21 protein-coding genes are annotated in these 20,410 nt (G+C 68.6%); 3 read left to right on the top strand and 18 right to left on the bottom strand.

Going from position 1 to position 20,410, the window contains the following annotated elements; all coding sequences use genetic code 11:
* Window positions 1–36 precede the first annotated feature (36 nt).
* Together ACSFA0_RS20255 and ACSFA0_RS20250 are read right to left on the bottom strand one after the other, a co-directional pair.
* The gene (locus tag ACSFA0_RS20255; protein WP_435452090.1) at window positions 37–435 is read right to left on the bottom strand and encodes a cupin domain-containing protein; all 399 of its coding nucleotides are present in this window, start codon (window positions 433–435) and stop codon (window positions 37–39) included.
* Complete coding sequence (locus ACSFA0_RS20250; protein WP_435452089.1) at window positions 432–1,181, bottom strand: IclR family transcriptional regulator; 750 nt, start codon at window positions 1,179–1,181, stop codon at window positions 432–434. Before ACSFA0_RS20250 ends, ACSFA0_RS20255 begins: the two co-directional genes overlap by 4 nt.
* Before the next feature lie 187 nt (window positions 1,182–1,368).
* Between ACSFA0_RS20250 and ACSFA0_RS20245 the strand changes: the two genes are divergently transcribed.
* A complete protein-coding gene (locus ACSFA0_RS20245) occupies window positions 1,369–2,019 on the top strand; it encodes a hypothetical protein (RefSeq protein ID WP_435452088.1) in 651 nt (216 codons plus the stop codon).
* A gap of 135 nt (window positions 2,020–2,154) precedes the next feature.
* On the opposite strand, the gene ACSFA0_RS20240 is transcribed toward ACSFA0_RS20245, so the two are convergent.
* The 8 genes from ACSFA0_RS20240 to ACSFA0_RS20205 are packed head-to-tail and all read right to left on the bottom strand — an operon-like array spanning window position 2,155 to window position 10,839.
* Window positions 2,155–4,149, bottom strand: coding sequence for an acetyl/propionyl/methylcrotonyl-CoA carboxylase subunit alpha (locus ACSFA0_RS20240; RefSeq protein WP_435452087.1), 1,995 nt, complete (start codon window positions 4,147–4,149; stop codon window positions 2,155–2,157).
* Window positions 4,142–4,816 carry a DUF4126 domain-containing protein gene (locus tag ACSFA0_RS20235; protein ID WP_435452086.1) on the bottom strand — a complete coding sequence of 225 codons (675 nt, stop codon included), beginning with the start codon at window positions 4,814–4,816 and terminating at the stop codon, window positions 4,142–4,144. The genes ACSFA0_RS20240 and ACSFA0_RS20235 overlap by 8 nt, the downstream gene beginning before the upstream one ends.
* A gap of 7 nt (window positions 4,817–4,823) precedes the next feature.
* The gene (locus ACSFA0_RS20230) at window positions 4,824–5,609 is read right to left on the bottom strand and encodes an enoyl-CoA hydratase/isomerase family protein (RefSeq protein ID WP_435452085.1); all 786 of its coding nucleotides are present in this window, start codon (window positions 5,607–5,609) and stop codon (window positions 4,824–4,826) included.
* A 48-nt stretch (window positions 5,610–5,657) separates the two neighbouring features.
* Window positions 5,658–6,047, bottom strand: a complete 390-nt coding sequence (gene vapC / locus ACSFA0_RS20225) for a type II toxin-antitoxin system VapC family toxin (RefSeq protein ID WP_435452084.1) — start codon at window positions 6,045–6,047, stop codon at window positions 5,658–5,660.
* Window positions 6,044–6,325, bottom strand: coding sequence for a type II toxin-antitoxin system VapB family antitoxin (locus ACSFA0_RS20220; protein ID WP_435452083.1), 282 nt, complete (start codon window positions 6,323–6,325; stop codon window positions 6,044–6,046). Before ACSFA0_RS20220 ends, vapC begins: the two co-directional genes overlap by 4 nt.
* 39 nt (window positions 6,326–6,364) lie before the next feature.
* The gene (locus ACSFA0_RS20215) at window positions 6,365–7,987 is read right to left on the bottom strand and encodes a carboxyl transferase domain-containing protein (protein ID WP_435452082.1); all 1,623 of its coding nucleotides are present in this window, start codon (window positions 7,985–7,987) and stop codon (window positions 6,365–6,367) included.
* Window positions 7,984–9,648, bottom strand: a complete 1,665-nt coding sequence (locus tag ACSFA0_RS20210; RefSeq protein WP_435452081.1) for an AMP-binding protein — start codon at window positions 9,646–9,648, stop codon at window positions 7,984–7,986. Before ACSFA0_RS20210 ends, ACSFA0_RS20215 begins: the two co-directional genes overlap by 4 nt.
* A gap of 9 nt (window positions 9,649–9,657) precedes the next feature.
* Complete coding sequence (locus ACSFA0_RS20205; RefSeq protein ID WP_435452080.1) at window positions 9,658–10,839, bottom strand: isovaleryl-CoA dehydrogenase; 1,182 nt, start codon at window positions 10,837–10,839, stop codon at window positions 9,658–9,660.
* A 131-nt stretch (window positions 10,840–10,970) separates the two neighbouring features.
* Here ACSFA0_RS20205 and ACSFA0_RS20200 point away from each other — a divergent pair, with 131 nt between their 5' ends.
* Window positions 10,971–11,996: an AraC family transcriptional regulator gene (locus ACSFA0_RS20200; protein ID WP_435452079.1), complete on the top strand. Its 1,026-nt coding sequence runs from the start codon at window positions 10,971–10,973 to the stop codon at window positions 11,994–11,996.
* Between the two features lie 7 nt (window positions 11,997–12,003).
* Here the strand turns inward: ACSFA0_RS20200 and ACSFA0_RS20195 are convergent, their stop codons facing one another.
* Both ACSFA0_RS20195 and ACSFA0_RS20190 read right to left on the bottom strand, forming a co-directional pair.
* Window positions 12,004–12,291 carry a hypothetical protein gene (locus ACSFA0_RS20195; RefSeq protein ID WP_435452078.1) on the bottom strand — a complete coding sequence of 96 codons (288 nt, stop codon included), beginning with the start codon at window positions 12,289–12,291 and terminating at the stop codon, window positions 12,004–12,006.
* A gap of 130 nt (window positions 12,292–12,421) precedes the next feature.
* On the bottom strand, window positions 12,422–13,267 hold the full coding sequence (locus ACSFA0_RS20190; RefSeq protein WP_435452077.1) for a PA4780 family RIO1-like protein kinase: 846 nt from the start codon (window positions 13,265–13,267) through the stop codon (window positions 12,422–12,424).
* 111 nt (window positions 13,268–13,378) lie between these two features.
* Here ACSFA0_RS20190 and ACSFA0_RS20185 point away from each other — a divergent pair, with 111 nt between their 5' ends.
* Window positions 13,379–14,050 carry a hypothetical protein gene (locus tag ACSFA0_RS20185; RefSeq protein ID WP_435452076.1) on the top strand — a complete coding sequence of 224 codons (672 nt, stop codon included), beginning with the start codon at window positions 13,379–13,381 and terminating at the stop codon, window positions 14,048–14,050.
* A gap of 9 nt (window positions 14,051–14,059) precedes the next feature.
* Here ACSFA0_RS20185 and ACSFA0_RS20180 read toward each other — a convergent pair whose 3' ends face one another.
* The 6 genes from ACSFA0_RS20180 to ACSFA0_RS20155 form a co-directional block, all read right to left on the bottom strand.
* Window positions 14,060–15,280: an MFS transporter gene (locus ACSFA0_RS20180; protein ID WP_435452075.1), complete on the bottom strand. Its 1,221-nt coding sequence runs from the start codon at window positions 15,278–15,280 to the stop codon at window positions 14,060–14,062.
* A gap of 37 nt (window positions 15,281–15,317) precedes the next feature.
* Window positions 15,318–16,916 (bottom strand): MFS transporter, encoded by a 1,599-nt coding sequence (locus tag ACSFA0_RS20175; protein WP_435452074.1) that lies wholly within the window; start codon window positions 16,914–16,916, stop codon window positions 15,318–15,320.
* Between the two features lie 89 nt (window positions 16,917–17,005).
* Window positions 17,006–17,680 carry a glutathione S-transferase family protein gene (locus ACSFA0_RS20170; protein ID WP_435452073.1) on the bottom strand — a complete coding sequence of 225 codons (675 nt, stop codon included), beginning with the start codon at window positions 17,678–17,680 and terminating at the stop codon, window positions 17,006–17,008.
* A 27-nt stretch (window positions 17,681–17,707) separates the two neighbouring features.
* Window positions 17,708–18,703 carry a Bug family tripartite tricarboxylate transporter substrate binding protein gene (locus ACSFA0_RS20165; protein WP_435452072.1) on the bottom strand — a complete coding sequence of 332 codons (996 nt, stop codon included), beginning with the start codon at window positions 18,701–18,703 and terminating at the stop codon, window positions 17,708–17,710.
* A 41-nt stretch (window positions 18,704–18,744) separates the two neighbouring features.
* Window positions 18,745–19,590, bottom strand: coding sequence for an SDR family NAD(P)-dependent oxidoreductase (locus ACSFA0_RS20160; protein WP_435452071.1), 846 nt, complete (start codon window positions 19,588–19,590; stop codon window positions 18,745–18,747).
* Entirely contained in the window at window positions 19,587–20,402 is an 816-nt protein-coding gene (locus ACSFA0_RS20155) for a DNA polymerase Y subunit UmuC family protein (RefSeq protein WP_435452070.1), read from the bottom strand. The genes ACSFA0_RS20160 and ACSFA0_RS20155 overlap by 4 nt, the downstream gene beginning before the upstream one ends.
* Window positions 20,403–20,410 lie beyond the last annotated feature (8 nt).

Genomic DNA, 20,410 nt, shown 5'->3' with positions numbered 1-20,410 from the left:
TCGTTGCAAAGCCGCGCCTTGTTCCGGCGCTTCGGGTCAGGGCCGGATCACGCGTTCCGGCAGTTCCTCGTACGGTGGGCTGTAGATCACCAGCACGCGCACCGGCTCGTCGCTCACCACCGTGAAGGTGTGCATGGCGTCGGCGGGGAAGAAGCAGCTGTCGCCCGGGCCCAGTTCCTGTCGCTGGCCGCCGACCTCGGCCACCGCGCGGCCTTCGAGCATGTAGCAGACCTGCTCGATGCCGGGGTGTGCATGCGGCAGGGCGCCCTTGCCCTTCTGGATGTGCCCGACCAGCACCTCGAGCTGCTTCGCGCCCACTGTCTCGGGGCCGATCAGCCGCTTGTTCAGCGTGCCGGTGTGGTTGGCCGGGTGGTAGCCGGTGATCTCATCCTCACGGACGAAATAGCGGGGGGCGGTCGCGGCAGTCGGGGTCATCGGGGGCTTTCTGTTTTGGGTTCGATGGCGAGGCAGGCGGAGCGCAGCATCGCGGCAATTTCTTCGATGCGCGGCTCCATGCGATAGCGTGGGCCGGCGACGGAAATGGCATAGGCCTCGCCGCCGATGCGCAACGGCCAGGCCAGACCGATCAGGTCCGGGATACTCTCCCCGAGGTTGCCGTACCAGCCACGCGCGGCGGCCCTTTGCAGTTCGGCCTCGATGGCCTCGGCCGTGGTGAGCGTGGCCTCGGTCAGCGGCGCGAGCGTCATGCCGTCGAGCAGCTTGCGGCGTGCCTCGGCGCCGAGCGTGGACAGCAAGGCGCGGCCCAAGGAATTCGCGTAGGCCGGGCGCGTCTCGCCTGATTCGGCCGAGTACCTGATGGCCTGGGGCGCGCTCAGCACCGCCAGGTAGACGACCTGGCCCGCGTCGCGGAACTTGCCGAACACCACCGTTTCGCGCGCCGCGTCGCGCAGCTCTTCGAGCGTGGCCTTGACCCGGTCGAGCACCGGATCGTGGGCAGCGATGACTTGCGCCATCGCGAGCAGCCGGCCGGTCGGGTAGTAGCCCTGGCGGCGGCCGGTCTCGTACATGTAGCCCTGCTCTTCGAGCGTGCGAATCAAACCCAGGCAACTCGACACCGGCATCTCGAGCAGACGCGCCATCTCGGACAGCGCCAACGGCTGCTTCTCGCGAGCGAAAAGCTCCACGATCTCGATCACACGAAATGCCGTTTTCACGATCATGAATTTATTTTCTTGTATGTGAATTAAATGAGCGACGGGGTTTCCCCTCGTCTCGACATCTTTCCCGGTGAGCCGTCCTGAAGTTGCGGCAGGTCCACCCCGACATCTACAGCCGCATCCCTCATGTGACTAAGGGCGGCTGCTAGGATGAAAAAGCCTGTCATCCATCCTTGTCTTGCGAGAGTCCGTGCGCCCACCTGCCCGCTTCCCTGTCCTCTGGACGATCGCCGCCATCGCGGTGGGGGTCGCGGGTGCACTGCTGTACACGCGCGGGCTGCCGTGGGGGTCGACGGAAGAACAGGTGCGCATGCTCGACCCCGCGCAGGTCGTCGTGCTGCGTACCCCGGGTGGGTTCCTCGAAGTCTCGACGCTGGTGAAGACCGAGGAATTCCGCTGGCGCTCGTCGTACACCTGCCTCGGGCAAGACTGCGGGGTGCTCGTCGGCGAGCGCATCGGCCAGATCCGCGTGCCGGTGCACTACACCTACCGCCTGCCGCTCGCCGACACCTGGACGCTGACGCTCGACGGCGACGCGTACGTGCTCAGCGTGCCGGCCCCCAAGCCGCTGCTGCCGCCAGGCATCGACACGCAGAAGGCGCAGATCACCAGTGAACGCGGCGGCCTGCTCGCACCGGGTGCCGCCGCCAATCAAGAAAACCTGCTGAAGAACCTCGGCCCCGAGCTGGCCCAGCGCGCGCAGCGCATCGAGTACCTGCAGCAGCAGATGCCCGCCGCCGAGAAGACCGTCAAGGAATTCGCCGAGAAGTGGATGAAGGAACAGCGCACCGAGCCCACCCGGCCGGTGCGCGTCGAGTTCCGAATGGGCGAGAGCGATTAAAGCGAATTCCCGCCCAGAACGTGTGAAGGAACCGTCGCGAGCGCCCCAAGCTTGCGCCGAGGACCGGAGCCGCACTCGCGTGCGGTGAGGACCGCAGATGCGAGATTGGGGCGCGCAGCAGGTTCATTCGCACGTTCAGGCCGCGATGCGCAGCAGCTCTGCGCCTTCAGTGACCTGGTCGCCCGGCGCGTAGAGCAACTCTTCGACCGTGCCATCGGCCGGCGCGGCGATGGTGTGTTCCATCTTCATCGCCTCCATCACGGCCAGCGGCTGGCCCTTGGCGACCTTGTCGCCGGCCTTGACCGCGAAGGACACGACCTTGCCCGGCATCGGTGCTGTCAGCCGCCCACCTTCCGCCTGGCTGTCGCCGGCGTGCGCGAGGCGGTCGATGGCGGTGATGCGCGTGGCGCCCTTGTCGGCGAAGACATGCGCGGCCCCCTGGCGCTCGTACACGTCGAGCGTGTGGCGCGCGCCGTTGAAGGCCAGTTCGATCTGCCCGTTCGGCAGGCGTCCGATGACGAGCGGGCCACTCACGTCGCCCACACCCAGCGTCAGCGCCCCGTCGTGCAGGTAGCGCAGCGTGGCGGTTTGCGTCTCGCCGCGGAACTCGAAGGCGAAGATGCGCGCCGTGGTGCCGAGCGAACGCCAGCCGTCGCGGCGGCTGAACGGGTCGGGCGTGCCGGTCGCGCGCTCGTCGAGCAGCGTGCGGGCGATCGACGCGGCCGCGGCCAGCGGCAGGCCGAGCGGCTCGCGGTCGAACAGCACGGCGCGCTCGCGCTCGATCAGCGCGGTGTCGAGGTTGGCCTGAGCGAACGATTCGGTGGCGAGGATGCCGCGCAGGAACTGCACGTTGGTCTGCACGCCGACGATGTGCGTCTGCGCCAGCGCCGCATCGAGCCGCGCCAGCGCCTCGTCGCGCGTCGCACCGTGGACGATCAGCTTGGCGATCATCGAATCGTAGAAGGGCGAGATCTCGCCGCCCTCGCGCACGCCGTCGTCGATGCGCACACGGCTGCGTTGGAACGCGGTTGCTTGCGGCTTGCGGTAGACCTGCAGCGTGCCGGTGGCCGGCAGGAAGTTGTTGTCGGGGTTCTCGGCGCAGATGCGCGCCTCGATGGCGTGGCCGTGGATCTTCAGTTCGCTTTGCTTCAGAGGCAGCGGTTCGCCCGAGGCCACGCGCAGTTGCCACTCGACCAGGTCGAGGCCGGTGATGGCTTCGGTCACCGGGTGCTCCACCTGCAAGCGGGTGTTCATCTCCATGAAAAAGAAGTTCATCGCGCCACCGTCGCGCTGCTCGACGATGAATTCCACCGTGCCCGCACCCACGTACTTCACCGCCTTGGCTGCGGCCACCGCAGCCGCGCCCATCTGCTGGCGCATCGCCTCGGTCATGCCGGGCGCGGGCGCTTCTTCCAGCACCTTCTGGTGCCGCCGCTGCACCGAGCAGTCGCGCTCGAAGAGGTAGACGCAGTCACCGTGCGTGTCGCCGAACACCTGGATCTCGATATGGCGTGGGCGCTGCACGTACTTCTCGATCAGCACCGCGTCGTCGCCGAAGCTGTTGATGGCTTCACGCTGGCAGGACGCGAGCGCCGCCGCGAAATCTGCCGACTTCTCGACCGCGCGCATGCCCTTACCGCCGCCGCCCGCGCTCGCCTTGATGAGCACCGGGTAGCCGATGCGGTCGGCCTCGCGCTGCAGCAGCGCCGGGTCCTGGTCGTGGCCGTGGTAGCCCGGCACCAGCGGCACGCCGGCCTTCTCCATCAGTTGCTTCGACTCGGCCTTCAGGCCCATGGCCTTGATGGCCGAGGGCGGCGGGCCGATGAAGACCAGGCCCGCGTCGGCACAGGCCTGCGCGAACTCTTCGTTCTCGCTCAGGAAGCCGTAGCCGGGGTGGATCGCTTCGGCGCCGGTGGCCTTGGCGGCCTCGAGGATCTTTTCCCAGCGCAGATAGCTGTCCTTGGGCGCGCTGCCGCCGATGTGCACGGACTCGTCGCAGGCACGGACATGGTTGGCGTGGGCGTCGGCATCGGAATACACCGCGACGGTGCGGATGGCCATGCGGCGCGCGGTGGCAGCCACGCGGCAAGCGATCTCGCCACGGTTGGCAATGAGGATCTTCTTAAACATTCGGTGGGTCTCCGGGAGCGTTGTTGGTCTTGAATGAGAAGGCGGATTGCACGCCCGGGTCGGGCTTGCCGCTGAAGATGCGCGTGACGCGGCTCACGAGCCCGCGCAGGAAGCGCCAGCTCTTGCGGATGAGCCACACGCTGAGGATCAGCACCAGCACGAAGAGCACGACGAACACCAGCGGATTCGCCACCGCGAGCCAGAGCCCGGCCGGCACCAGGCTGTCTTCGACCAGCGACGCACCAACGTTGCTGAAGGGTTCGGGCGAGGTGTTGATGGCCGCACGCGTGGTCGCCTTGGCCGCATGCGCCGTGGCCGCGAAGCCGCCGCCCAGCAATGCCGCGACCAGCGCCATCACCGCATGGTCACCACCGAACACGCCGGCCGCGAGCGCGGCGCCGGCCGGGATGCGGATGACGGTGTGCACCATGTCCCAGAGCGAGTCGAGCCCGGGGATCTTGTCGGCGAAGAACTCGATGAACACCATGAAGCCGCTCACCGCCAGCACCACCGGGTTGGCCAGCAGATGCAGGCCGCTGGGCAGGGGCACCCAGCCGAAGTAGCCAGCCAAGCCGGTCAGCAGCACGACGAGGTACAGCCGGATGCCGCTGGCCCAGCCGAGCGCCGCCGCCAGCGCGAGCAGTTGGGGCATGTCGAGTTCGGGCATGGTCAGATCAGTTCATCCACGATGGCTTGCGCTTCTGCAGAAAAGCCTGCACGCCCTCGCGGCCTTCGTCGCTGGCGCGGATGTCGGCGATGCCATCGACGGTCTTGGCGATCAGTGCGTCGTCGATCTCACGGCCGGTGACGTCGGCCAGCAAGGTCTTGCACGCGCGCACGGCAGCGGGGCTGGCGCCGGTCAGTGCCTTGAGCAGGTCATCGACCTTGGCGTCGATGACGTCTGCCGCCACCACCTCGTGCACGAAACCGATGCGGTGCGCTTCGGCCGCGGTGAAGCGTTCGGCCGTCAGGAAGTAGCGCTGCGACGCGCGTGCGCCCATCGCGCGGATCACGTACGGGCTGATGGTCGCGGGGATCAGGCCGATCTTCACCTCGCTCAGGCAGTACCAGGCCGTATCGACGCTCACCGCCATGTCGCAGGCCGCGACCAGACCCATGCCCCCGGCGTACACGTCGCCCTGCACGCGCGCGATGGTCGGCTTGGGGCACTCGGCAATGGTGCGCAGCATGTCGGCCAACTTGCCCGCGTCGGCGAGGTTCTCGTCGCGCGTGTAGTCGGCCATGCGGCGCATCCAGTTGAGGTTGGCGCCGGCGCAGAAGGCGGGGCCATTGGCGCCGAGCACGATGGCTTTGACCTGTGCGGAGTTGCCAGCCTCGAAAAAGGCCTGCGTCAGCTCGGCGATGACGATGTCATCGAATGCGTTGCGCGTGTCGGGCTGGTCGAGCCAGATGCGAGCGACAGCGCCTTCGATGGTGAGCTTGAGTTTGGTGAAGGTCATGTCGGGTTCTCCAAATGGTTGCGTTCGGGGTGCGTGCACGTCATGGCGTCACAGCGCACTCGTCAGGCCATCGATGCCATCGAAGTCACGGTCCGCATGCAGCAGCGCGCAGCCGTGCTCCAGGCACCAGGCGGCCACCATCAGGTCGATGGCGCTACGGATGGTGACGCCTTGGCGGCGCTGACGGCGGTACAGGTCGGCCGCGCGCAAGGCCACGGCCTCGCCGCCGGCGGTGGCCAGTGGCAGCGCCGCGAGGGCCGCCCGGGCCTGGCGCCAGTCGCGGTCGCGCACGAAGCCGCGCAGCACTTCCATGAGTACGAGGTCGAGCAGCACGATGTCCTCGGCACCCTCCTGAAGCAGCGCGCGCAACTGTGCAACGGCGGGCGTTTGCTGCCCGCGGAAATGCTGGATCCAAACGCTCGAGTCGGCCGTGATCATCGAGTGCGGCGCGCAGACCGGGGCTTCTTCGTGGCGCTTGCGACGTACTGCGCTGGGGGCTCCTGCACGGCGAGCGTATCCGCGGACGCCGTGGTCCAGTCCACGCTGTCGTCCCCCGCCCACTGAAGTTGGCCACCCAACGCGAGCAACCGCTGATAGGCCTTGCGCCGCGCCAAAAGGCGCAAGCCCTCTTCCACCGCCTCCTTCTTGGTGCTGAACCCACCTGCCTCCATGGCTGCCGCCATGAGCTTGTCGTCGATCACGATGTTCGTTCGCATGGGCACCTCGATGTGTATGAAACATACAAATCATACACATCACATACGAAACACGCCAAACTTCGGCTCCGGGATGGGCGCGTTGCGCGCGGCCGCCAGCCCCAGCGCCAGCACACGCCGCGTGTCGGCCGGATCGATGATCCCGTCGTCCCACAGCCGCGCGGTCGCGTAGTACGGGTGGCCCTGGTCTTCGTACTGCTGGCGCAGCGGCGCCTTGAAGGCCTCTTCCTCTTCCTTGCTCCAGTTGCCGCCTTTGAGCTCGATGCCGTCGCGCTTGACCGTGGCCAGCACGCTCGCGGCCTGCTCGCCGCCCATCACGCTGATGCGCGCGTTGGGCCACATCCAGAGGAAGCGTGGGCTGAACGCGCGGCCGCACATGCCGTAGTTGCCGGCGCCGAAGCTGCCGCCGATGATGATGGTGAACTTCGGCACGTTGGCCGTGGCCACCGCGGTCACCATCTTGGCGCCGTGGCGCGCGATGCCCTCGTTCTCGTACTTGCGGCCCACCATGAAGCCGGTGATGTTCTGCAGGAAGACCAGCGGGATCTTGCGCTGGCAGCACAGTTCGATGAAGTGCGCGCCCTTCTGCGCCGATTCGCTGAACAGGATGCCGTTGTTGGCGACGATGCCGACCGGCATGCCCTCGATCTCCGCGAAGCCGCAGACCAGCGTGGCGCCGAAGCGCTGCTTGAACTCGTGGAACTCGCTGCCGTCGACGATGCGCGCGATGATCTCGCGCACGTCGAAGGGCTTGCGCGTGTCGGTCGGGATCACGCCGTAGATCTCATCCGCAGGATAGGCGGGGGCGCAAACCACAGAAGGACCGGGCGCTTGCGCCCGGTTATCGCCTAGGTTCCCGATGGCGGAGCGCGCCAGCGACAGCGCATGCAGGTCGTTCTGCGCCAGGTGATCGACCACGCCCGACAGGCGCGTGTGCACATCGCCGCCGCCCAGGTCTTCGGCCGTGACGACCTCGCCGGTTGCGGCCTTCACGAGCGGCGGGCCGCCGAGAAAGATGGTGCCCTGGTTCTTCACGATGATCGATTCGTCGCTCATCGCCGGCACATACGCGCCGCCGGCCGTGCACGAGCCCATGACCACGGCGATCTGCGCGATGCCCTGGGCGCTCATCTGCGCCTGGTTGTAGAAGATGCGGCCGAAGTGGTCGCGGTCCGGGAAGACCTCGTCCTGGTTCGGCAGGTTGGCGCCGCCGGAGTCGACCAGGTAGATGCAGGGCAAGCGGTTCTGCTCGGCGATCTCCTGCGCGCGCAGGTGCTTCTTCACGGTGAGCGGGTAGTAGGTGCCGCCCTTCACCGTCGCATCGTTGCAGACGATCATGCAGTCGACGCCACTCACGCGGCCGATGCCGGCGATCAGCCCCGCACCGGGCGCCGACTCCGCGCCCTTGGCGTCGAGGTACATGCCGTAGGCCGCGAGCGGCGCGATTTCGAGGAACGGCGTGCCAGGGTCGAGCAGTTCGGCGACGCGGTCGCGCGGCAGCAGCTTGCCGCGCGCGACGTGCTTGGCGCGCGCGGCCTCGCCACCGCCGGCCTCGACCTTGGCGAACTGCGCGTGCAGGTCGTCGACCAGGGCGCGCATCGCGGCGGCGTTGGCCTGAAAGTCCGCGGAGCGCGCGTTCAGTTTTGTCTCTAGTTTGCTCATGCTGTCTTGACCTCTTCCAGCCCGAGCTGGGTTTTCATCGCGTCGCGAATCTTGAATTTCTGGATCTTGCCGGTCACCGTCATCGGGAACTCAGTGACGAACTGGATGTACTTGGGCACCTTGTAGTGCGCGATCTGGCCCTTGCAGAAATCGCGAATCTCTTCTTGCGTCGCTGTCTGGCCCGGCTTGACGATGACCCAGGCGCACAGCTCCTCGCCGTACTTCTTGTCGGGCAGGCCGACCACCTGCACGTCCTGCACCTTGGGGTGGCGGTAGAGAAATTCCTCGATCTCGCGCGGGTAGATGTTCTCGCCGCCGCGGATCACCAGGTCCTTGATGCGGCCGACGATGTTGACGTAGCCCTCGTCGTCCATGGTGGCGAGGTCACCGGTGTGCATCCAGTGCTCGGCATCGATGGCCTCGCGCGTCCGGGGCTCGTCGTCCCAGTAGCCGTGCATCACCGAGTAGCCGCGGGTGCACAGCTCGCCCGACTGGCCGCGCGGCACGGTCGCGCCGGTTTCGGGGTCGACGATCTTCACCTCCAGGTGCGGCTGCACCTTGCCGACCGTGGCCACGCGCTTGTCGAGCGGCGTGTCGGCCGCGCTCTGGCAGCTGACGGGGCTGGTCTCGGTCATGCCATAGGCGATGGTGATCTCGCGCAGGTGCATGCGGTCGACCACGCGCTTCATCACCTCGATCGGGCAGGCGGTGCCGGCCATGATGCCGGTGCGCAGCGTCGACAGATCGAACTCGGCGAAGCGCGGATGATCGAGCTCGGCGATGAACATGGTCGGCACGCCGTGCAGCGCCGTGCACTTCTCCGCCTGCACCGTCTCGAGCACGCTCAGTGCATCGAAGCCGTCGTTCGGGAACACGATGGTGCTGCCATGCGTGAGGCAGGCCAGCACGCCCAGCACCATGCCGAAGCAGTGGTACATGGGCACCGGGATGCAGAGCCGGTCGGCCGGCGAGAGGCGCATGCACTCGCCCACGAAGAAGCCGTTGTTCAGGATGTTGCGGTGCGTCAGCGTTGCGCCCTTGGGGAAGCCCGTCGTGCCGCTGGTGAACTGAATGTTGATGGGGTCGGTCGCGCTTAGCGTGGCACCGACTTCTGCGACGCGCGCGTCTTGCGGGTCACCACTCGCAAGCAAGTCCGAGAAGCGCTGCATGCCGGCCTGGTCGGCATCGCCAGCCTTGTCGATCCACACCGTGCGCTGCAGCAGCGGCAGCCGCGTCGGCCCCAGCTCGCGCAGCATGCCGAGGTAGTCACTCGTCTTGAACTGCGCCATGGTCACGAGGAGCTTGCAGCCGACCTTGTTCAGCGCGTACTCGACCTCCGACGTGCGGTAGGCCGGGTTGATGTTGACCAGCACCAGCCCGACCTTCGCGGTCGCGATCTGCATCAGGATCCAGGGCACGTTGTTGTGCGACCAGATGCCGACACGGCCACCGGGCTGCAGGCCGCTCTTCAGCAGCGCGCTGGCGAGCCGGTTGGCGGCGGTCTGCAGTTCGCGGTAGGTGAAGCGTTGGCCTTCATGGCGGCTCACCAGCGCCTCGTGCTCGGGCTGCTGGCCCACCATGTCGTCGAAGAAGGCGCCGAGCGTCTGCTCGATCAGCGGGATGTCGGTAGCGCCCTGGGCGTAGCTGAGGTTCGCTGCCATGGCACGACCTCAGGCGGTTTCGTTGAACAGCTCGCGGCCGATCAGCATGCGGCGGATCTCGCTGGTGCCGGCACCGATCTCGTACAGCTTGGCGTCGCGCCACAGCCGCTCGACCGGGAAATCCTTGGTGTAGCCCACACCGCCCAGCGCCTGGATCGCCTCGCCCGCCATCCAGGTCGCCTTCTCGGCCGAGTAGAGGATGGCGCCGGCGGCGTCCTTGCGGAAGGTGCGCGCGTGGTCGTTGCGGTCGCAGGCCTTGCCGACCGCGTAGACGTAGGCGCGCGTGGCCTGCCACGTCGAGTACATGTCGGCGATCTTGCCCTGCATGAGCTGGAACTCGCCGATGCTCTGGCCGAACTGCTTGCGCTCGTGCACGAAGGGCAGGACCGCGTCCATGCACGCGGCCATGATGCCGAGCGGGCCGCCCGAGAGCACCGCACGCTCGTAGTCGAGCCCGCTCATCAGCACCTTGGTGCCCATGCCTTCGCCGCCCAGCACGTTCTCCTCGGGCACTTCGCAGTTGTCGAAGAAGAGCGGGTAGGTGTTGCTGCCGCGCATGCCCAGCTTGTCGAGCTTGGTGCCGGCGCTGAAGCCCGCGAAGCCCTTCTCGACGATGAAGGCCGTCATGCCGCGCGCGCCCATCTCGGGGTCGGTCTTGGCGTAGATCACCAGCGTGTCGGCGTCACCGCCGTTGGTGATCCACATCTTGCCGCCGTTGAGCACGTAGCGGTCGCCCTTCTTCTCGGCGCGCAGCTTCATGCTGACGACGTCGGAGCCGGCATTGGGCTCGCTCATCGCCAAGGCGCCGACGTGCTCGCCGCTCACCAGCTTGGGCAGGTACTTCTTCTTCTGGGCTTCGCTGCCGTTGCGGTGGATCTGATTCACGCACAGGTTGGAATGCGCGCCGTACGACAGGCCCACCGACGCCGACGCACGAGACACCTCTTCCATCGCGACGATGTGCGCGAGGTAGCCGAGCTCGGTGCCGCCGTACTCTTCCTTCACCGTCATGCCGTGCAGGCCGAGGTCACCCAGCTTCTTCCAGAGGTCGTGCGGGAACAGGTTCTCGCTGTCGATGGCGGCGGCGCGCGGCGTGATCTCGTGGTGCGCGAAATCGTCGATCGCCTCGCGCAGGGAATCGACGGTGTCGCCGAGGTCGAAGTTCAAACCGGGAAGGCTCGGGGCGGGCATGCTTGTCTCCTCTTGGGGGAATGCGCGCTGCGCAAAGCGGCCACGCGCGCAAAAGCCGCAGCTTACGCCCGCCCTCGGCGCATTTGCCGCCACAATGGTTGCAAATTGCGCCAGCCGGAGAGCCATTCGCCATGACTGCCCCCGCCTTCCTCAAGCCCGGCCGCGCCGCCACGCCGATGGCGTTCGTGCGAGCGATTCTTCAGGGCTACGCACGCTATGGCATGGACCCGTCGAAGGCGCTGCGTGCGGCACAGATCGCGCCGCGTGACGTCGGCAAAGCGAACGCGCACGTGACCGCGCTGCAGTTCGAAGCACTCAACGCGCATGCCATGCAGGAACTCGACGACGAGGCGCTCGGCTGGTTCACACGCCGCCTGCCCTGGGGCAGCTACGGCATGCTGTGCCGCGCATCGCTCACCGCACCCGACCTGGGTGTGGCCATCAAGCGCTGGTGCCGCCACCACCGCCTGCTGACCGACGACATCGTGCTCCACCTGCACGTGGCGGGCGGTGTGGCGACGGTGTCGATTGCCGAGCAACGCGAGCTGGGCGCCTTCCGCGAGTTCTGCCTGGTGTCGAGCCTGCGCTTTCTGCACGGCTACGCCTGCTGGGCGATCGACTCGCGCATCTCGCTACGCAGCGCGCACTTCCCTTTCGCGCCGCCACCGCACCGCGATGCCTACCCGCTGATGTTCACCGGCACATTGCACTTCGATGCAGCGAAAGCGAGCTACAGCTTCGACGAGCGCTACCTGCACCTGCCGCTGCAACGCGACGAGCCGGCGCTGCGCACGATGCTCAAGCGCGCACTGCCGCTGACGGTGCTCCAGTACCGGCGCGACCGGCTGCTGGGCGAACGGGTGCGCGAGCTGCTGCGCCTGCGGCCGGCAGAGGCCGCTACAGCCGATGCCATCGCTGCGCTGCTCCACATGTCGAGCCGCACGCTGCATCGGCAACTGCAGGAAGAAGGCGTGTCGCTGCAGGCGTTGAAGGACGAGGTGCGGCAGGCGCAGGCCGCCGACCTGCTGCGACGCACGAGCCGTCCGATCAAGCAGGTCGCGCTGGCCGTTGGCTTTCGCAACGAGAAGAGCTTTTCACGCGCGTTCCGCGACTGGACCGGCACGACCCCCGGCGAGTTTCGGCGCGAAGGTCGCTGAACGCTGATCAGTGGCGGTACGGGTTGTTCGGCCGGCGGTCATAGCGGTTGGGCACACCGTCGCGGTCGCTGTCCCGCATGCCCCGACGATGGTCGCGCCGGTCGTAGCGGCGATGGTCGTAGCGGTGGTCATAGCGATGGTCGTAGCCCGGCCGCACCACATGGCGCGGCGGCGGCGGCGGGACCACCACCACGCGCGGCCGGTAGTCCGGACGGTGGTCATAGTGCTGGGCCTGGGCCGGCGCGCTCAGGGCGGCCAGTGCCAGAAGTGCGGCGGTGCCGAGGGCAAGGGACATCTTCTTCATCATGGCGACTCCTTCGAGGCGTTGTGTTCAGGAGCCTCGATGTTGAAGGCCTGATGTGAACGCCACGTAAGGCGACAGCGAAGTCTGATGAACAGGTGCAACGCGCCTGCACGACGGCGAATCAACCGCCGGCCATGCGCACACGGCGCGCCGACTCTTCGGCCCGCGCATCGTCCACCTCGCGCAGCACGTCGCCCACGTCCACCGGCCCCGTCGCGCGAACGAACTGCCCAGTCAGCACCGTGGCGGTGTCGAGTTCGCCGCGTTCGTAGAGGTTCCACATCTCTTCGCCGTAGCGGCTGTGCAGCAGCTCCGGCGCGAACTGGCCGAAGAAGACCTTGAGGTTCTCCACGTCGCGCAGCAGCATGCGCTTGGCGTGGTTGTTGCCCGCGGCGTCGACCGCCTGCGGCAGGTCGATGATCACCGGGCCGTCGGCTGCGAGCAGCACATTGAATTCGGAGAGGTCGCCGTGCACGACGCCCGCGCACAGCATGCGGATCACCTCCTGGAGCAGCGTCGCATGATGACGAAGCGCGTCCTCCGGACTGAAGATCACGTCGTTGAGCCGCGGCGCCGCATCGCCCTCGGCGTCGGTCACCAGCTCCATCAGCAGCACGCCGTCGCAGAAGTTGTAGGGCACCGGCACGCGCACGCCGGCCGCGGCCAGGCGGTAAAGCGCATCGACCTCGGCACTCTGCCAGGCGGCCTCGGTGGCCTGGCGGCCGAACTTGGTGCCCTTGGCCATGGCGCGCTGCAGGCGCGTGTTCTTGACCTTGCGGTTCTCGGTGTAGTCGACGGCCTGGCGAAAGCTGCGGTTGGTCGCTTCCTTGTAGATCTTGGCGCAGCGCGTGTCGTCGCCACAGCGCACCACGTAGACCATTGCCTCCTTGCCGCTCATGAGCTGGCGCACCACGGTGTCGATCAGGCCTTCGTCGACGAGCGACTGCAAACGGGGAGGAGCTTTCATCGACGCATTTTGCGCCGTGGCCGGGTCACCCCTCATTGCCATGCCCCTTGGCCGCGCGTACCGTCCAGCCGGTTCCGCCCCGTCCCCCCTTACCTGCCCAGGAGCATCGCCATGATCCGTCGTTCATCCTTCGTCGCCCTCGCCGCCAGCGCGGCCACCCTGCTGGCCGCCTGCGGCGCCATGGGCCCGTCGACGCCGCAAGCTGGCATGAGCTTCTTCGTGACCAGCACCAACCCCGGCAAGGGCGCGGACTTCGGCGGCCTGGCGGGCGCGGACCGTTACTGCCAGACACTGGCCGCGAGCGCCGGTGCCGGCAGCCGCACCTGGCGCGCCTACCTGAGCGCAAGTGCGACACCGGGCAGCCCGTCGGTCGACGCGCGCGACCGCATCGGCAGCGGGCCGTGGCGCAACGTGAAGGGCGACGTGATCGCCACCAGCGTGGCCAACCTGCACAGCGACGCGAACAACCTGACCAAGCAGACCGCCTTGACCGAACGCGGCAGCACCATCAGCGGCCGCGGCGACCCGGTCAACCTGCACGACATGCTCACCGGCTCGTCGCCCGACGGCCGCGCCGTGAACGACGGCAAGGACAACACCTGCGGCAACTGGACCAAGAGCGGCGACGGTTCCGCACTGGTCGGCCACCACGACCGCATCGGCCTGCGCGACGATGCACCGTCGAAGTCGTGGAACTCGTCGCATCCGTCGCAGGGCTGCAGCCTGGACGCGCTCAAGAAGACGGGCGGTGGCGGCTTGCTGTACTGCTTCGCGCAGAACTGATCGACGCGTTCAGGCGACGGCGTCGGGCAGCCGCTGCAGGCTACCGACCTGCGACCGCACGATCAGCAGCGCCTGCAGCACGAAGCCCGCGAGCGCCAGCCACAGGCAGGCCGCCTCGCCCCAGCGCGCGCCGACCAGCCCGCCCAGCGCGGCGCCCACCGGCCGAGCACCCGCGTTCACCGTGAGGAACAACGCACCCACGCGGCCGAGCATCGCCGAGGGCGTGAGGCTCTGGCGCAGCGTGGTCGACGTGATGGTCCACACGATCGGCCCTGCGCCGAAGAGAAAGAACGACAGCCCCGCGACCCCCGCGCTCGTAACGAACAATGTCGCGACCATGGTCGCAGCCGCGACCACCGACACCAACGGCCCCAGCTGGATCGCGCGCCCGAAAGGCATGGCGCGCACGAGCCGCGGCGCCAGCAATGCGCCCACCACCATGCCTGCGCCGAACGCGCCCAGCGTCACGCCGACCCCGCCCGCGCCCAGGCCGAGCACGCGAATCGCATAGGGCACGTACGCCGCCTGCAGCACGAACCACGCGATGTTCCAGGCCACGGCAGTCAGCAGCATGGGCCGCAGCATCGGGTTGTGCCAGACGAAGACCGCGCCGTCCTGCACCTCGCGCAAGGGATGGCGCGGCGCGCGCGGTGCCATCGGCGGCTCGACCAGGCGCCACAACAGGGCGATGGCTGCGATCGAGAGCACCGTCGCCAGCACGAAGGCGGCCGACGCGCCGGCCCACGCCACCAGCGCACCACCGATCGCCGGCCCGCCGGCGTAGGCCGCGCTGCGGGCGAGCTCCAGCCGCCCGTTGGCCTGCGCCAACGCGGCGCGCGGCACCAGCGCAGGCACGAGTGCCGGCGCCGCGACGCTGAAGGCGACCGTGCCCACCGCGCCGATGAAGCCCAGCACCGCGAGCCCGCCGATCGACAGCCAGCCCGTGGCCACCGCCGCGAGCAACCCCAGCAGCGACGCGGCGCGCAGCAGCTCCGCGCTCACCATGAGCCGCCGACGCGGCAAGCGGTCGGCCATCCAGCCCAGCGGCAGCGACAGCAGCAGGAAAGGCAGCGTCTGCAGCGCCGCGAGCAACCCGATCTCGCCAGGCCCCGCGCCGAGCAGCAGCACGGCGACGAGCGGCACGGCCGCCAGGCTCAGTTGCTCGGCCGATTGCGCGGCCAGGTTGGCGACGGTGAGGGTGGCGAAGGAGCGAGGGAGCGAGGCGTGCATCGGGGCCGGTGGTCAGTAAAACCCCGATCGTCAGAGATCAGGTGTTGCGGCGCTGGCCGTTTTCGGACATGCCACTGCCGATCCACAGCCACGCGCTCACCGCACTCAGCAGCGCCAGCAGCGCGCTGATCCCCATCACCCACCGGAAGCCCGCGACGAAGGCCTGCTGCACCGCTGTCTTCACGGCCTGTGCACGGGCCGCATCGATGCCCGCGGGTGCTTCGGCCGCCGCGAGGCGACTGCGCTGCTCGACCAGATGCGCGACAAGTTCAGGTGGCGCCTGCATCGCGCGCAGGCTCGCCGCCAGGCTGGCGTCGAAGGCGGCCGCCATCACGAGCCCGAACACGGCCACCGCCAGCACCGCCGCCGTGCGCGACACCGCGTTGTTCACGCCCGAGGCAATGCCCGCCAGGTCGGGCCCGACCGCGTTCATCACGGTGGTGGTGAGCGGCGCGACGGTGATGGTCATGCCGATGCCCAGCACCACGACGGCGGGGAAGAAGGCCGTCCAGTAGTTCGCGTCGATGCCCGGCAGTGCGAACAGCGCGAAGCCGACACCCGCGATCGTCGGCCCGACGACCAGCGGCAGGCGCGGGCCGAAGCGGTCGACCAACTGCCCGGCCTTGGCGGAGAACAGGAACATGATGACGATGAAGGGCAGCAGCGCCGCGCCCGCCACCGTGGCGGAGTAGCCCTGCACCTGAATCAGGTTGAGCGGGAAGAAGTACAGCCCGCCGCCGAGCGCTGCGTAGAGCAGCAGCGTCAGCACGTTGGCACCGCCGAAGTTGCGGCGCGCGAACAGGGTCAGCGGCAGCATCGGCGCCCGGGCGCGCGACTCGACCCCCACGAAGGCCACGCTGGCCGCCACGCCGATGAGCAGCGCCGCGATCACCGCGGGCGCATGCCACTGCTGCACGGGTGCCTCGATGAAGGCGTAGACGATGCCGCCCAGGCCGACCGTCGCGAGCACCGCGCCCCACACGTCGAGCCCGCCCGCCGACGGGCTGCGGCTTTCGGGCACGCGGCGCCACACCACCCACAGCACCACGGCCGCCATCGGCACGTTGATGAGGAAGGCCCAGGTCCACGAGTAGTGGTCCACCAGCCAGCCGCCGATCACCGGGCCGATGGCCGCGGTGATGCCGCTGGCGCCCGACCAGGTGCCGATCGCCTTGCCGCGTTCGCCTTCCGGGAAGGACGCGCTGATGAGCGCGAGGCTCCCCGGCACCAGCAAGGCCGCGCCGATGCCTTGCACCGCGCGCGCGGCGATCAGTTGCTGCACCGTGGACGACGCGGCGCACGCGGCCGATGCGAGCGCGAACAGCGCGACGCCAATGGCGAAGATGCGGCGCCGGCCGAAGTGGTCGCCCAGCGACCCACCGACCAGCAGCAACGCCGCGAGGAAGAGCGCATAGGACTCCACCACCCACTGCGCCTGAAAGGCATCGGCGTGCAGGTCGCGCTGGATGGCCGGCAACGCGACATTGACCACCGTGCCGTCGATGAAGGCCATGCTCGAGCCGAGGATGGCGGCCAGCAGGATGCCGCGCTTGGCCGCGTCGGAACAGGGGGCGGCGACATCGTGGCCGCTGCGAATGACGGCGTCGTCGCAGGGCGGTTTTCCGATCTGGGTCATGGGGCTCCTGGGTGCGCCGCACGAAGACAGAGCGAGGGCGCCCGCGCACTGTGGTGCGAAGCGCCACGGGCGTCAATCGCCCGTCGGGGTCAGACCTGGCCGGTCGATGGCTCCGGCGACACGCCCTGCGCGATCGCCGCAGCGGCCTGCGCGGCCATGGCGCGGCCGAAAGCCTCGCGCTGCTGCAGGCGCCCCCAATAGGCCGCCACGTTCGGCGGAAAACGCGCGACCAGGTCGAGATGGCTCGCGAGGAGCAAGGCGTAGCCGACCGAGACATCGGCCGCGGTGAAACGGCCTGCACACAGCCAGTCGTTGCCGGCCAATGCGGCGTCGATGCCGCGCAGGCGCGCGACGAACCACTTGGCATAGTCGTCCGCCGCTTGCGGCAGGCGGCGCTCGGCGGGCTCGAAGCGGCCGTAGCGCAGCACGATGGTCTGCGGAAAGGTCAGCGTCGCCTCGCCGTGGTGCAGCCAGTTGAGCCACATGCCGTAGGCCGGCTCGTCGCCCCGCACGGCCAGGCCCGTCGTTCCTGCAGGGTCGCAGCGTTCGGCGAGGTACTGGCACATGGCGGCGGACTCGGTCATGCGCGTCGGGCCATCGACCAGCAGCGGCACGGTGCCGAGCGGGTTGAGATCGAGGTAGGCACGCGCCAGCACCCGCGGTGGAAAAGGCAGCATGCGCAGTTCGTACGCCGCGCCCAGCTCCTCAAGCATCCACAGCGGTCGAAAGGAGCGGGCGCTGACGCAGTGGTGAAGAACGATCATGCGGGGGACTCTAGCGCCCCGTCGCGACTAGTCGGCAGTGATCTTCCCGAACTCCGCGACCTTCTTCCACTTGGCCACGTCCGCCGTGATGAGCGCGGCGAAGGCCTCGGGCGTGTCCTCGACGACCAGTGCACCGGTGGCGGCGTAGCGCTCCTTCACCGCGGACGTACGCAGCGCGCGAAGGGTGGCGGCATGCAGCGTCTTGAGCACTTCGGGCGGCAGGCCGGCCGGCGCGAGCACGCCGTTCCAGAAGCCTTCGTTGAAGCTCTTGAGCCCGGTCTCGACGAAGGTCGGCACGTTGGGCAATTCACCGGCGCGCTGTGGCGCGGCCACCGCCATGGGGATGAGCGTGCCGGCCTTGATGTGCGGGTACGAAGACGCCAGCGTGTCGAAGATCATGTCGACCTGCCCGCCCATCACGTCGTTGAGCGCCGGGCCGGTGCCGCGGTACGGCACGTGCACGATGCGCAGGCCGCTCAGCGACTTGTAGTACTCCATCGCCATGTGGGTGGCACCGCCGTTGCCAGAGGACGCGTACGAATACTTGCCCGGCGCCGCCTTGGCCAGCTTGTAAAAATCGGCGTAGTTCTTGGCCGGAAAGTTCGCCGTGACGCTCAGCACGCCAGGCACGGTGACGATGCGGGTGATCGGCGTGAAGCTCTTCACCGCGTCGAAGCTCAGGTTCTTGTAGACGGCCGAGTTGGTGCCGTTGGTGCTCGATGTGCCGAGCAGGAGGGTGTAGCCGTCAGGCTTGGCCGCGGCCACGAAGCCCGCGCCGATGGTGCCGCCCGCGCCGCCCCTGTTCTCGACCACCACCGGCTGGCCCAGTTCCTTGCCGAGCGCCTCGGCCAGGATGCGGCCGGTGATGTCCGACGTGCCGCCCGGTGGGAACGGAACGATCAGCTTGACGGGCTTGTCGGGGAAGGCGCCTTGTGCCAAGGCGCTCCCGGCGATCCCGAACAGGGCGGCGGCAAATGCGGCGGTCGTGGCGACGGTAAAGGCCAGGGGTTGGCGTCGGTTCATGGTGATGTCTCCTTCTGGTTGTCGATGAATGCGGGCGGCGTTCAGCGACCGGCGCAGCTCTTGCCGCCGTCGATCGGCATGCACACGCCGGTGATGTAGTTGGCCTCGTCCGATGCGAGAAACAACGAGGCATAGGCCACGTCCCAGGCATCGCCCATGCGGCCCATCGGGCTCGCGGCGTTGCGCGTGCGGATCATCTCGTCGGTGCTGGCGAAGCGATCGGCGATCTGCGTGTGGATGAGCGGCGTGTTCATCACGCCGGGCAGCACCGCGTTGGCCCGGATGCCCTGCGCCGCGTACTGCACGGCCAGCGCGCGCGTCAGATGGTTGAGCCCGGCCTTGGCCGCGTAATACGGCATGTACGGATAGCTGTTGACCTGCATCGACGCGAGCGACGAGATGTTGACGATGGCGCCGCGCTGCCGCGCGAGCATCAGCGGGATCACGTGCTTGCAAGTGAGGAACACGCCGGTGAGGTTGGTGTCGATCACCTGGCGCCAGTCGTCTTCGCTCATATCGACCACGCTGCCCATGCGGGTGATGCCGACGTTGTTGTGCAGGATGTCGACCGTGCCGAAGCGTGCCTGCACCTGCGCGACCACCGACGCCACCTGTTCGGACACCGTGACGTCGGCGACGTAGGCCTCGCAGTCGAAACCTTCGGCGCGGATCACGTCGCGCGTGGCCTCGGCGGCGGCGCGATCGATGTCGACCGCCGCCACGCGCGCCCCTTCGCGCGCATAGACGACGGCCGCTGCCTTGCCGTTGCCCCAGCCGGGGCCGGACGAACCGGCGCCGAAGACCAGCGCGATCTTGCCGGCCACGCGCTGGCGGCCGGCGGGCGGGTGGTCGGACGCGTGGATGCTGTTGATGCCTTCATCCGTCATGGCTTGAAGCTGCACATGCGCGCAGCGAAATCCTGGGCGCTCATGCCCTCGCGGGCGCCCAGTGCCGCGGCACGCCGGTTCACGTGGCTGAGCACGCCGGTGGCGTAGGCCGAATGCGCGTCGCCGATGCGCGCGCTCATCGCCGCCACCGTGACACCGGCGATGCCACGCGCGTCCAGGGCCGGCAGGCGCGACAGGCCGGCCTCGTCGATGCCGACGCCCGCATCGTTGTAGAGCGCGGCGAAGACCTCGACCTTGATCGCGGTCTCGGGGCGCCCACCGAGCAGCCCGCCGTGCGAGCCGGTGAAGACCACGGCGCCGATGTCGTCGGACGTGACGAGCGAGACGGAATCGACCAGCACCAAGGGCCGCTCGTCACCCGCCTGCGTCAACACGTCGCGCGACTCCGCGGGCAGCGGACCGGGGTCGACGGGCGACAGCGCCGCGGCACGCAGGCACTGCGCCGCTTCGCGCGCCGACATGCCGGGCCGCACGCCGAGCCGCGCGGCCACCGCGTTCGAATGCGACACCACGCCGCGCGCCGCGCTGTCGACACCGTCACCGATGCGCGCCGAGCGGTGGTCGATGACGGCGCAGGGCGCACCGAATCGGTCGCAGTAGGCGAGCCCGCCGATGCCCGCGTTGTCGAGGCCGATGCCGGCGTCGTTGAGCAGCACGCCGACGATGCCGCCGGCCAGCGCCATGTGCGCCGCGATCACGCCGCCGTGCGAGGCTGCGATGGCGACGGCGCCGCGCGCCTCGGGGCCGAACTTCGTGACCGAGTCGAGGACGAGGATGTCTGGCAGGGACATGGCGCGCT

The organism is Variovorax restrictus, assembly GCF_051216715.1.
Taxonomy (GTDB): Bacteria; Pseudomonadota; Gammaproteobacteria; order Burkholderiales; family Burkholderiaceae_C; genus Variovorax.
The sequence above is the reverse complement of the archived record's forward strand: the minus strand, read 5'-3'. Positions and strand labels throughout refer to the sequence as shown.